Consider the following 11,140-nt stretch of genomic DNA (forward strand, 5'->3'; position numbering starts at 1 on the left):
GTTTGTACGCTCGCGCCACTCTCCGCAGTCCTGTCCGCCCCCCCTTCAGGAGCCTGCACATGTCTTTGACACGCCGTACATTCCTGGCTGCCTCCGCAGCCACTGCCGCCGCCGGAACCACGGTCGGCACCGCTCTGACCACCTCCGCCGCCACGGTCGCCAGCCCACCTGGTGACGTGGTCGGCAAGATCACCGTCGGCTACCAGGGCTGGTTCGCCTGCGCCAACGACGGCGCTCCGATCAACGGCTGGTGGCACTGGAGCAACAACTGGGGTCAGCCGCCGTCGCCCGGCAACAACGCGCTCGGCAGCTGGCCCGACGTCCGCGACTACACGACGACGTACCAGACGGCGTACTCGAATCTCGGCAACGGCCAGCCGGCCAAGCTGTTCTCGTCGTACGACCAGCAGACCGTCAACACGCACTTCCAGTGGATGCAGCAGAACGGCTGCGACACGGCCGCCTTGCAGCGGTTCAACCCGACCGGCGGCGAAGGGCCGACCCGGGACGCGATGGCCGTCAAGGTCCGGCAGGCCGCCGAGCAGTTCGGGCGCAAGTTCTACATCATGTACGACGCCACCGACTGGACGAACATGCAGTCGGAGATGAAGGCCGACTGGATCAACAAGATGCGGTCGTACACCAGCTCACCGGCGTACGCGAAGCAGAACGGCAAGCCGGTGGTCTGCATCTGGGGCTTCGGCTTCAACGAGCCCAACAAGGCCTTCCCTGCTGCGGTTTGCCTCGATGTCGTGAACTGGTTCAAGGGCCAGGGCTGCTACGTGATCGGCGGGGTGCCGACGCACTGGCTGCCGGGCAACGAGGACTCGCGGCCGGGCTATCTCGAGGTGTACCACGCGTTCAACATGATCTCGCCGTGGATGGTCGGCCGGATCCAGGACGTGGCCGGCGCGGATCACTACTACAACAACGTGAACCAGCAGGACCAGGCCGACTGCAACGCGCACGGGATCGACTATCAACCGTGTGTGATCCCGGGCGATCTGCAGTCCGGGCACCGCCGGCACGGCGACCTGATGTGGCGGCAGTTCTACAACCTCACCCGGGTCGGCGTGCAGGGCATGTACATCTCGATGTTCGACGAGTACAACGAGGGCAACCAGATCGCCAAGACGGCCGAGAGCTCGGCCTGGATCCCCAACGGGTCAGGGATTCGCGCCCTCGACGAGGACGGCACCGCCTGCTCGTCGGACTACTATCTGCGGCTCACCAACGACGGTGGCCGGATGTTCAAGGGGCAGCTCCCACTGACCGCGACCCGGCCGACGCAGCCGATGCCGAGCCAGGGCGCGAGTGGGGTGATCTTCTACCAGCACATCGACTACGGCGGCGCCGCCGGGCAGGCGCTTGCCAAGGGCAACTACACCCGGGCGCAGCTGGCGGCGGCCGGAGTACAGGACAACTGGGCGTCGTCGGTGAAGATCCCGGCCGGCTGGTCGGTGACCATCTACGCCGAGGACAACTTCACCGGCCAGACCTGGACCCGGACGGCCGACACGGCGAACTTCCTCACCTTGTCGCCGAACGCCAACGACCAGTTGACGTCCGTTCGGATCCAGTAACCGCTACAGCAGTTCCAGGCTGTCGGTGGCGAGGGTGATGACCGCGCCATCAAGATGCAAGCGGCAAGCGATGGCGTGGCCGGCGCAGGTGAGCAAGGCAGGGCCGGCCACGTCGACGACCCGGTACGCGACCGGCTGCGTGCAGCGCTCGACGACGGGCTGCTGCTCGCGGTAGCAACCGAGCACGTGACAGGTGACGACCTCGCCGACAGCCATCAGGGTCAGACCGTGGTCCTCGCACATCCCCCAGGTGACGCCACAGGTCTGGCCCTCGCTCGCGGCCAGCCGGATCAGGTTGCCCGCGGTGGTTTCCAGCTCGCCGGCGACGGCCCGGAAGGTGTTGGCCGCCTGGTCGAGATCGCGGCGGAGCTGGCGGGACGCGACCGACTCCGGGAGACCGCGGGTGGCGGCGATCAGGCCTTCGGACAGGGCGATCGCGGCGAGCGCGATCTCGTCGACCTTGACCGGCGTGCCGAAGCCTGACGGCCGAGCTTGCTCGGGGACCGGTGCTGCCTGCGGCGGACCCGCCTGCTGCGGCGTGGTCGGGTCCGGTGGGACGAGGCGACCTTGCGGCATCGCGGCGTACTGACCGTTGGGTGCGGTGCCGTTGGATCCGGGGCCGTAGGGCGGGTGGCCGTTCTGAACGGTCAGTGGTGCCCGGCCGCTCTGGCCGTTGCGTGCTGATCCTTCGGACGCCATCTCGTTCGCACTCCGGTCACTGACCCGCTTGGCCTTCGCCATTCGTTCGCCCCCTGATGATGTGTCTCCCCCGGTGGCCGATCGTGCCATGCCGGTAGGGGGTGCGGCCAGAGCAAATCATCGGGCGTCACGCACGGCTGAACACGCCTTGCGGACAGCAACGATTCGATCCCTCCGGGTTTCGGAATGCCCACCCCCAGCTCACTCGAACCTCGACTTCGGTTCCACGATCCCCACGGTGCCCAGCACCAATCACAGCGAGGGGATTCCACACAGTCCCTTAACACTTCCGGTACTCCGGGTGAAGTTACCCCTGCGTCGCGTGCAGGTGCTCGCGCAGGAAGGCCACCGTGCGAGCCCGGGCAGCCAGCGCCGGATTGCCTGGCGTATCGCGGAGTTCACGGGTGAGAACACTGTGCGCGGCTTTGCCGAAGCCACCCGGATTGCCGGGAGCCGAGTCGAGTTGGATCACCTCGAAGGCGTCGCCGAGATGCTTGCGGAGGGTGGCGAACCGGTCGGCAGGCGCCATCCGGTCGCCACTGAAACGCAGACCGAGCACGCACAACCCGTCGGTGCGCGTCCGCTCGACGATCTGCTCCAGCTCGTCCTGTGACAGACCAGGATCACTCCGCCGGCTCCCGGAGACCGCGAACGGGGTGGACGGCTGACTCATCACCGGCGCGACCACACTCGGCTCGACCGCGGTGGCGAGCGCGAACCCGCCGGTGAAGCACATCCCGATGACGCCGACCCCGCGGCCCGGCGTACGGGTGGCGAGGTCGGCGGCCACCGCACGCAGGTACGCCGTGATCGGCCGGTTGGCATCCAGCGCGAACGCCCGGAACTCCGCGGTCACGCACATCCGGGCCACCACGCCGAGCGTGTAGCCGGTGGTGTCGTCCTTCCCCGGCGTCCCGAACGGCGACGGGATCACCACGGTGAAACCCTCGTCCACCAGGTGATCCGCCAGCCCGAGCACCGCCGGAGTGATTCCGGGGATCTCCGGGATCAGGACCACGCCGGGTCCGCTGCCCTTCTCGTAACAGTCGTAGGTGAGTCCGCCGCCCGAGAACGGAGCCTTCGCCCAGCCGGACAGGGTGGACGTCGGTGCGGAATCAGTCATCCGTGAGGTCTCCTCGAGCAGTCGGACCCCAAGCCTAGAGTTGGTCGTCGAGGTCCTCGACCAACTCGCGGATCTCGACCATGCCGACGGCGCTGACCGGGTGCTGCGCGGCGATCTCGATCGCCTCGTCCAGGTCGCGGCAGTCGATCAGGTCGAAGCCGCCCATCTGCTCCTTCGACTCGGCGAACGGTCCGTCCGTCGTCACGAGCTTCCCGGTCTGCCGACTCACCCCGACCGACTCCGCGAGCGGTCGAAGCGCGGCGCCCTCCCGGCGTACTCCGCGCTCGGTCATCTCCCGCACCCATGCGTCGGTGGCGGCGATCATCTCCGCGGGCACCCCACCCGAGTAGTCGACGTCCGGCCTGATCAGCAGCAGGTATTTCATGGTTTCTCCTCAAGCGTCGATGCGTCTTCGACTGGTACGTCGGAGTCCGGGCCGCCGTCTCGACAAAACCCCGGTCAGGGCGCGTAGTGCTGGACGGCGCCGCCGCGGGAGAGGTCGACCAGGGTGTGGGCGACCGCTCGGGCCTCGGCGAGGATGTCGCTGAGGTCGGCGGTGACGAGCTCGCGGTCACGGACCACTATGTTGCCATCGACAACTACCGTGACGACGTCCGAGGCGCGGGTGGAGTAGACCAAGGCCGCGCGGGGGTCGTGCAAGGGCTGGTTGTGGGGTCCTGACAGGTCGAGTAGCGCGAGGTCCGCGCGGCGGCCGGGCTCGATCGCGCCGAGGTCGTTGGGAAGGCCTGCGGCTGCGGCGCCTCCTCGGGTGGCCAAGCGGAGGGTGTCCGAGACTGTCATCCACTCGGCGCTCTGTTCGCGCTGCTTCTGGGTGAGTGCCAGCAGGCGCAGGGATTCCCAGACGTCGAGCGTGTTGTGGACGGCGGCTCCGTCGGTGCCTACGCCTACTGGGATGCCGGCATGTTGGAGCTGCTTGATGGGAGTGGTGGATCCCATCGCGAGCTTCAAGTAGACCTTCGGGCAGGCGGCGACCGTCGTACGGGCTGCGTGGTTGGCCAGGATCCGGAAGTCGGAGTCGGTGAGGCCGCAGCCGTGGGCGATCAGGGCTCCGGCGTCGAGCACGCCGGTGCGCTCGAGGATCTCGATCGGGGTCGCACCGTGGCGGTCCTGCGAGGAGCGGGTCTGCTCGGCGGTCTCGGCTGCGTGGAGGTGGATGCGGAATCCTTCGGCGCGCGCGACTTCCGCAGTACGGGCCAGGTCTTCGTCGGTGACCGTGTACGGCGCGTGCGGGCCGAGGCTGGCGGTGATGCGCGGTACGTCAAGGGCTCGGATGTCTCGCGCTGCCTGGTACGCCGCTTCGCGTCCGTCGGCGCCGGTGGACGAGAAGAAGGTCGGCGCGAGATCAGCGCGGATGCCGGTCTCCAGCGCGGCTGCGGCGATCTGGTCGGCGTGGAAGTAGTGGTCCACGAAGGTGGTGACCCCGGCCAGCAGCATCTCGGCGCAGGCCAGCCGCGCGCCGACCCGGACCCGCTCGGGCGTCAGGTTCGTCTCCATCGGCCAGATCTTGCGGTTGAACCAGTCGTCGATCGACAGGTCCTCGGCCGCCCCGCGCATCATCACCATCGGGCTGTGCGTGTGCGAGTTGACCAGCCCCGGCACGGCGATCAGCCCGGTCGCGTCCAGCTCCTCGACGTCCGGCTCGGCCTGGTATGCCCTGGTCGGCATCACCTCGTCGATCACGCCGTCCTCGGTCACGATGTCCTGGTACTCGTCGACCCTGCACTCCCCCTGCGCCGGCACCACCAGCACGGAGCAGTTCCTGATCACCAACCGCGCCATCATTCCTCCGCTCTCGGTCTGACCAAGCTACTAGTGTTCGGGGATGGTGTTCTGGCAGTTGACTATCGATGCGAACGATCCTCCGAAGCTGGCGAGCTTCTGGCAGCAGGCGCTCGGCTATCAGCCGGCGCCACCCGCGGGGGTGGAGACGACCTGGTGGGCGCACTACCGCGGACGGCTGGGCGACCGGACTGAGTTCCCCGACCGCCTCTTCGACCCGGCGGGGCTGGGGCCGGCGATCTGGTTCCAGCAGGTGCCGGAGGGGAAGGCAGGCAAGAACCGCCTGCATCTCGACCTGTATCCGACCGCACGCGACAACTCGCTGACCCAGCAGCGCCGGATCGAGCTGGTGGATGCCAAGGTCGCCGAGCTGGTCGCGTTAGGGGCGACCGTGCAGCATCGCGTCCGCGAGGACGATCCGGCGGACCCGGAGTACTACGTGGTGCTCCAGGATCCCGAGGGCAACGAGTTCTGTGTCAGCTGAGGCCGGTCAGTAGAAGGTCGCGCCGTCGGTGAGCTCCCGAAGGGCGTCGAGGTGACCGAGGTGGCGAGCGGTCTCCTCGATCAGGTGTCCGATGATCCAGCGAAGCGACACCAACTCCAGGCCTTCGGGCGCCCAGGCTTCGAGCTCGTCCAGTTGATGGGCCGCCACGATCTGGCGGGATCTGTCGCACTGGGCGTCGTAGTCGTCGAGCAGGTGGGCAAGTGGCGCCATCGGAGGAGCTGGGAGCTCCAACGGGTCTTCGGTGTAGAGGTCGCGGGCACCGAGAAAGCTGACCTCGAACCAGGCCAGCTCCACCCAGCGGAGGTGTGCGACGACCGTCGCGATCGTCATCCGCGGCGATGCGGGCAGCAGCGCCAGGCGCGCCTGCTCGTCGTCCAGGTCTTGGCACTTCAGCCGTACTGTCTGTCGCTGCCAGTCGAGCAAGCCAGCCAGCATCTCCCGCTCGCCCGCGTCGCCGGGTGGTCGTTGCCGGGTCATCGGATCACCTCGTTGCTGTTGAAGAACTCGGCGGCCAGCGGCACCGCCGCGTCACGATCGTAGGGGTCGTCGTCGTGCGCGTTGCTGATCAGCAGCAGGTGGATCGCCCGGTACATCAGCAGCAGCTCGGGCGGGTAGCCGAACCGGTCGGTCAGGACCGCATCGAAGTCGGCCTCGATCGCGCGGAGATCAGGCGACCAGAGGCTGAACATCGTCCCGGCAGACGCCGCGTCGTACGCCGGATCGCCGGCCATGGTCAGCAGCCCAAAGTCGAGCACGGTCACCGGGCGGAGCTGCTCGTCCACCATGATGTTGCCGGCCGTGACGTCACCGTGCACGAGCTGTGCGTCGGGCTGCTTCGTCGAGCGGAGCAGCTTGAGGAGTCTTGCCAGCTTGGTGTCGAAATCGTCGATCACCGGGCGTAGCTGGTCTTTGAAGCGGTCGACGCGGCGCAGTACCAGGGCTTCGAGAGCATCCTGCCACGTGAGGCCTGGCTGCCTGAAGGGTGTCGATTCGTTGAGGACGCCTAGATCTTTCAGCTCAGGCGAGGCGGACACTGTGGACAACTCGGCGAGTACGTCGACGATGCAGTCGCGTGCCCTCGACCAGCCTGCCTCGCCGAACTCAGGCGCGACGGTGTGGAGCGGTACGCCGGGCAGCTCGGTCTCGATGGTGGCGTGCCAGCGTGGGCCTCGCCGGATCTCGAGGATCTCCGGCGTACGAAAGCGCCGGTCATCAGTAGTTGCCCGTGGTGCCGAGCTCGTCGAAGTGAACCATCCGCGGATCGTCGGGATCGCCACCTGCCTGTACGACGAATTCGCGCGCCGCCGGGAGCCGCCCGTACTGCGGGTTGAGCGTGCCGGCCAGGCTGCGATGCATCAACGCGAAGTCGATGTACGGGTCGCCGAGACCTAGGCGGCTCAGATCGAGCAAGCCGCTGAACCGCAGCGTGCTGGGGTCGACGAAGACGTTCGGGGCGCAGTAGTCGCCATGGGTCACGGCTCCCCTGGCTCCCGGGTAGGGCGAGTCGAACGGGCACTCGGTCAGCGCATGGAGCTGCCGGATCCCGTCGGCGATTGCAGCCAGTACTGCGGGACGCTCCGCGGCTGCCCAAGGCTGCGAGGCATCGCGACCAGCTAGCTCGGTGGTGAGCATCCACTCGGTCTGCTCGTCTTCCCCACGGTCCAGGATTCGCGGGCAGGGGATGTGCGTCGTCCCGAGCCAACTGAGCCGATCGGCTTCCTCCGCGACTCCCGGTCCTGCCTTGTAATACAAGACCTCGCTTCGACGCTCCAGCCGCACGACAGACGCATCGGAGAAGCCGAGCTCGATCGTCGCAGCGCTGCCGGCATCGAACCGATCCATCAGACTCTGGAGATTCACTCACCGAAGGTTACGGCGCAGCCGCGCTTCGGGCCTTCCATTTACAGCGCGGTGCCCCGCTGTGCTGCAAGGCTGCTGCTCATGAGCGAACGGCTAAGAGTGGCGGCAGTGATCCAACGCGGCAACCAGGTCCTGATGGTCCGCGAACGGGTGCAGACCGAGCCCGGCCGGCACGACGGACCGGAGTACTGGACTCTGCCCGGCGGTGGAATCGAGCCGGACGAGGAGCCGGCGGTCGCCGTACGCCGGGAGGTACTGGAAGAGGTCGGGCTCGAAGTCACGGCCGCCCGTGAGGTCGCACGCATCCCCTACCCGTCCGGCCTCACCACGGTCTTCCGCGTCGAGGTCGCTGACGGCGAGCCAAGGCTTGGGGTCGATCCGCTCGACTGCGACTGCCCGCGGATGGTCGGGCTGGATTGGGTCGAAGCGCCTTCGCTGGAGAGTCAGCATGGTGGCTCGCCGGTGCCGTTGCTCGTCTACTGCTGGTGACCTGGGGCTAATTCCGGTGACGCCGGCGGGCATCCCCGCGACAATGAGTGACGTGGAAGAGGTCGAGGTCGTCGTTGCCCATAGCGAGCGAGTCACCCTGCGCGTCGGTGACGTGTTCCTGAAGATCGACTCCAATCAGACGAACATCGACGTCGAGGTCGAGGCGATTGCCCTCGCGCCGGTCCCGACACCGGAGATCCTCTGGCGAAAGCCGCCCGTACTCGCGATCGCCGCCGTACCCGGCACGGCGCTCGGCGTTCTCGGCGAACCGTCGACCGCATCGCCCGAGGCGTGGGCCGCGGCAGGTGCTGCCATCCGAACGCTGCACGACGCGCCACTACCGCCATGGCCCGCGCGGAGAACCCGCGCCGAGATCGAAGCCCGCCTGGACGCCGAATGCGAATGGCTCATCACCAGCGGCGCGCTCCCCCGCGACCTGGTGACGCGCAACCGCGAGATCGCCGAGCTCGCGCTTCGATCCCCCTGGACGCCGGTGTTCGCCCATGGGGATCTGCAGATCACCCACGTGTTCGTCGACGGCGACAAGGTCACGGGCATCATCGACTGGTCGGAGGCGAGCCAGGGCGACGCGATGTTCGACCTCGCCACCTTGACGCTCGGCCACGAGGAACGCCTCCCCCAGGTCGCCGCCGGCTACGGTCTCGACCGGGTCGACGTCGAGGTGGTCCGCGCGTGGTGGTCGTTGCGCAGCCTGAGCGCGTCTCGCTGGCTGATCGAGCATGGCTTCGATCCGGATTCGCCGGGGTGCGAGTTCGACGTACTGCGTTCGCGGATGTGAGCTGCTGTTTTCAGGTGTTGGGGCGCACGTGGCCCGTGCAGAGATACAGCGAGTTGCGCAGCGTGTATTTGCCTTCAGCAAGCATCGGCTGAGCGGCGTCGACCACCGCGCGGTGTACCTCAGGGAGGCGACTGGCGCTGGAGCTGGGGCCGCTTTGTTCGCCGGGGATCACGGCGCGGAGTAGGTCGTCGATCCCCGCCGCGCTCCAGGTCGTCGGAACGAGCCGGCTGCGGACATCTTCCAGGCCCGCTTCCCGGCACAGCTCGGCCAGCCCTCCATCACGACGCAGCGGCCCTCCGTCACCGAAAGCCGGCCCACCCGCCGCGGCAGCCGCTTGCTCGAGAACATCAAGGTCATTGCCCACATCGTCAGCCCACAGCGCGATCGCCACTTGACCGTCTGTCTTGCAGACTCTCATCAGCGCGGCAAGAGCCTCATACACATCCGGGGCGAACAGCAACGCATTCACGGAGACGACCAGGTCGAACTCCTCCTCCGCCCACAGAAGATCCGGCAGCCCACCGAGCCGAATGTCGCAGTCCGGCAGGCGTTCGCGCGCCAGGTCGACCATCTTCGGCGCTGGGTCGATACCAGCCGCTGTGACGCCGTCCGCCTGCGCCGCAGCCAGCAGACCGCCCGCACCGCAGCCGACATCGAGCAGCCGAACTCCGGGCCCAAGGCGCGCTTCATCGGCAATAGCGGCATAGACCTGCGCCGCGACACCATCCCAAGTGAGCGCCCAGTCATCAGCCAACAGCGACCACTTCTGAGCCGCCCCACCCGGCAGGCCGGCCTCACCACCGTCGGACGCACTCATCTCCGACCGCCACCACTCATCATGCCGACCGACACTAGCCCCTCCTCCTCAGCCCAACTGTCACTGAAAGCTACCCCAAACCGACGGGAACATATGTTCGATTGTCGGCTATAGTGGCCACATGGCTGCTGACCTTCAGGCCTCTCTACTGGACGCGTTCGAGGATCCCGCGCTGGGATCGCTCGACGGAATCCGGCGGACCGAGCTGAGCCAAGGCGCGTGGATCGACGTCCTGCCCCGCTGGCTGACCGGCGCGGACCAGGTCTACGAACGCCTGGCCGCCGACGTCCCATGGCGCGAAGAACGCCGCCAAATGTACGACCGAGTGGTCGACGTCCCCCGCCTGCTCTGCTTCTACGGCGAATCCGAAGACCTCCCCCTACCGATCCTCGACGACGCCCGCGACCAACTGAGCGAGCACTACGCAGGTGAACTAGGCGAACCGTTCCGCACAGCCGGCCTCTGCTTCTACCGAGACGGCCGCGACTCCGTCGCCTGGCACGGCGACAAGATCGGCCGCGGCAACCGCGAGGACACCATGGTCGCAATCCTCTCCGTCGGCGAACCCCGAGTCCTGGCCCTACGCCCAAAACCCGGCGCCTCCACCGGCCCAGTCAGCTCAACCATCCGCTACCCCCTGGGCCACGGCGACCTGATCGTCATGGGCGGCACCTGCCAACGCACCTGGGAACACGCCATCCCCAAATCCTCCGGCCGCATCGGCCCCCGAATCAGCATCCAGTTCCGCCCCCGCGGCGTCCGCTAACAGGCCGGACCACCACCTGGAATCGCGACTCGCGATAACCGCTCGAGCAACTGGCCCAATACCAGGCGCCAAGCATTCCCAGTGCCGAGACGGCTGCCGAGCGAGCCCATCGCGATCTACGGCGACGCCGGATGCTGCGCCTGAATCGCGACGATCCTCCGCGTCCCCTCGGGGCGAAGACCAGGTGGGGGGCGGCTGGTTGGCCGAGGGATCGTGCGTTGCCCGCTCGCCGTTCGAAAGTTGCGGGTCGGCGTACCGCGGTCGGAGCACTGCGTCGGCGTTGGACGGACCGCAGTCGGCAGTCGGCAGTCGGCAGTCGGCAGTCGGCAGTCGGCAGCAACGTACTGGGTCGGGCGGTCGGCAGCAACGTACTGGGTCGGGCGGTCGGCGGTCGACGTACTGCGGTCAGTGTCGGCGTACTGCGACAACCCGCCGGCCAGCCCAGGAACGCGTTGCCCGACGACAAACCAGGAAGCACGCCAACCCAGTGGGGGAACGACCCAAGAGCCCGGCGATGACAACGGCTAGCTGGGAGCCTTCCCCCCGCATCGCGTGGCAAGCGCGGATAGCACTGCAGTACAGCTCCGCACAGCCAGCATGGTGGGACGGGCTGACGGGCTGACGGGCTGACGGGCTGACGGGCTGACGGGCTGACGGGCTGACGGGCTGACGGGCTGACGGGCTGACGGGCTGACGGGC

The 11,140-nt window shown here is 67.7% G+C and carries 13 protein-coding genes; 5 read left to right on the top strand and 8 right to left on the bottom strand.

Features of this window, described 5'->3' with window-relative positions; translation table 11 throughout:
- The first annotated feature begins 59 nt into the window (after window positions 1-59).
- Entirely contained in the window at window positions 60-1,583 is a 1,524-nt protein-coding gene (locus AB0P21_RS26100) for a glycoside hydrolase family 71/99-like protein (protein WP_363699810.1), read from the top strand.
- Window positions 1,584-1,586: 3 nt separating this feature from the next.
- Here AB0P21_RS26100 and AB0P21_RS26105 read toward each other — a convergent pair whose 3' ends face one another.
- From AB0P21_RS26105 to AB0P21_RS26120, 4 genes are all read right to left on the bottom strand, one after another.
- Window positions 1,587-2,324 (bottom strand): hypothetical protein, encoded by a 738-nt coding sequence (locus AB0P21_RS26105; RefSeq protein WP_363699811.1) that lies wholly within the window; start codon window positions 2,322-2,324, stop codon window positions 1,587-1,589.
- A gap of 265 nt (window positions 2,325-2,589) precedes the next feature.
- Window positions 2,590-3,405, bottom strand: a complete 816-nt coding sequence (locus AB0P21_RS26110; RefSeq protein WP_363699812.1) for a dienelactone hydrolase family protein — start codon at window positions 3,403-3,405, stop codon at window positions 2,590-2,592.
- A gap of 34 nt (window positions 3,406-3,439) precedes the next feature.
- The gene (locus AB0P21_RS26115) at window positions 3,440-3,790 is read right to left on the bottom strand and encodes a YciI family protein (RefSeq protein ID WP_363699813.1); all 351 of its coding nucleotides are present in this window, start codon (window positions 3,788-3,790) and stop codon (window positions 3,440-3,442) included.
- 74 nt (window positions 3,791-3,864) lie between these two features.
- A complete protein-coding gene (locus AB0P21_RS26120) occupies window positions 3,865-5,193 on the bottom strand; it encodes an amidohydrolase (protein ID WP_363699814.1) in 1,329 nt (442 codons plus the stop codon).
- 55 nt (window positions 5,194-5,248) lie between these two features.
- Between AB0P21_RS26120 and AB0P21_RS26125 the strand changes: the two genes are divergently transcribed.
- The gene (locus AB0P21_RS26125) at window positions 5,249-5,689 is read left to right on the top strand and encodes a VOC family protein (RefSeq protein ID WP_363699815.1); all 441 of its coding nucleotides are present in this window, start codon (window positions 5,249-5,251) and stop codon (window positions 5,687-5,689) included.
- Window positions 5,690-5,695: 6 nt separating this feature from the next.
- On the opposite strand, the gene AB0P21_RS26130 is transcribed toward AB0P21_RS26125, so the two are convergent.
- Genes AB0P21_RS26130 through AB0P21_RS26140 form a run of 3 tightly spaced genes read right to left on the bottom strand, consistent with a single transcriptional unit; the run spans window position 5,696 to window position 7,570 of the window.
- Window positions 5,696-6,187, bottom strand: a complete 492-nt coding sequence (locus AB0P21_RS26130) for a DinB family protein (protein WP_363699816.1) — start codon at window positions 6,185-6,187, stop codon at window positions 5,696-5,698.
- Complete coding sequence (locus AB0P21_RS26135) at window positions 6,184-6,987, bottom strand: phosphotransferase (protein WP_363699817.1); 804 nt, start codon at window positions 6,985-6,987, stop codon at window positions 6,184-6,186. Before AB0P21_RS26135 ends, AB0P21_RS26130 begins: the two co-directional genes overlap by 4 nt.
- Window positions 6,923-7,570, bottom strand: a complete 648-nt coding sequence (locus AB0P21_RS26140; RefSeq protein ID WP_363699818.1) for a phosphotransferase — start codon at window positions 7,568-7,570, stop codon at window positions 6,923-6,925. The genes AB0P21_RS26135 and AB0P21_RS26140 overlap by 65 nt, the downstream gene beginning before the upstream one ends.
- An 81-nt stretch (window positions 7,571-7,651) precedes the next feature.
- On the opposite strand from AB0P21_RS26140, the gene AB0P21_RS26145 reads away from it, so the two are divergent.
- Together AB0P21_RS26145 and AB0P21_RS26150 are read left to right on the top strand one after the other, a co-directional pair.
- Entirely contained in the window at window positions 7,652-8,059 is a 408-nt protein-coding gene (locus tag AB0P21_RS26145) for an NUDIX domain-containing protein (protein WP_363699819.1), read from the top strand.
- A gap of 43 nt (window positions 8,060-8,102) precedes the next feature.
- The gene (locus AB0P21_RS26150) at window positions 8,103-8,858 is read left to right on the top strand and encodes an aminoglycoside phosphotransferase family protein (protein WP_363699820.1); all 756 of its coding nucleotides are present in this window, start codon (window positions 8,103-8,105) and stop codon (window positions 8,856-8,858) included.
- A gap of 10 nt (window positions 8,859-8,868) precedes the next feature.
- Here the strand turns inward: AB0P21_RS26150 and AB0P21_RS26155 are convergent, their stop codons facing one another.
- On the bottom strand, window positions 8,869-9,675 hold the full coding sequence (locus AB0P21_RS26155; protein WP_363699821.1) for a methyltransferase domain-containing protein: 807 nt from the start codon (window positions 9,673-9,675) through the stop codon (window positions 8,869-8,871).
- 121 nt (window positions 9,676-9,796) lie between these two features.
- On the opposite strand from AB0P21_RS26155, the gene AB0P21_RS26160 reads away from it, so the two are divergent.
- On the top strand, window positions 9,797-10,441 hold the full coding sequence (locus AB0P21_RS26160; RefSeq protein ID WP_363699822.1) for an alpha-ketoglutarate-dependent dioxygenase AlkB: 645 nt from the start codon (window positions 9,797-9,799) through the stop codon (window positions 10,439-10,441).
- Window positions 10,442-11,140: the final 699 nt, after the last annotated feature.

Source organism: Kribbella sp. NPDC056861 (assembly GCF_040687575.1).
Taxonomy (GTDB): domain Bacteria; phylum Actinomycetota; class Actinomycetes; order Propionibacteriales; family Kribbellaceae; genus Kribbella.

What these genes read in the sequence shown, in the direction of transcription:
- AB0P21_RS26100 (WP_363699810.1), top strand. Translation starts at nt 60, where the DNA reads ATGTCTTTGACACGCCGTACATTCCTGGCTGCCTCCGCAGCCACTGCC.
- AB0P21_RS26105 (WP_363699811.1), bottom strand. Translation starts at nt 2,324, where the DNA reads ATGGCGAAGGCCAAGCGGGTCAGTGACCGGAGTGCGAACGAGATGGCG.
- AB0P21_RS26110 (WP_363699812.1), bottom strand. Translation starts at nt 3,405, where the DNA reads ATGACTGATTCCGCACCGACGTCCACCCTGTCCGGCTGGGCGAAGGCT.
- AB0P21_RS26115 (WP_363699813.1), bottom strand. Translation starts at nt 3,790, where the DNA reads ATGAAATACCTGCTGCTGATCAGGCCGGACGTCGACTACTCGGGTGGG.
- AB0P21_RS26125 (WP_363699815.1), top strand. Translation starts at nt 5,249, where the DNA reads ATGGTGTTCTGGCAGTTGACTATCGATGCGAACGATCCTCCGAAGCTG.
- AB0P21_RS26130 (WP_363699816.1), bottom strand. Translation starts at nt 6,187, where the DNA reads ATGACCCGGCAACGACCACCCGGCGACGCGGGCGAGCGGGAGATGCTG.
- AB0P21_RS26145 (WP_363699819.1), top strand. Translation starts at nt 7,652, where the DNA reads ATGAGCGAACGGCTAAGAGTGGCGGCAGTGATCCAACGCGGCAACCAG.
- AB0P21_RS26150 (WP_363699820.1), top strand. Translation starts at nt 8,103, where the DNA reads ATGAGTGACGTGGAAGAGGTCGAGGTCGTCGTTGCCCATAGCGAGCGA.
- AB0P21_RS26155 (WP_363699821.1), bottom strand. Translation starts at nt 9,675, where the DNA reads ATGAGTGCGTCCGACGGTGGTGAGGCCGGCCTGCCGGGTGGGGCGGCT.
- AB0P21_RS26160 (WP_363699822.1), top strand. Translation starts at nt 9,797, where the DNA reads ATGGCTGCTGACCTTCAGGCCTCTCTACTGGACGCGTTCGAGGATCCC.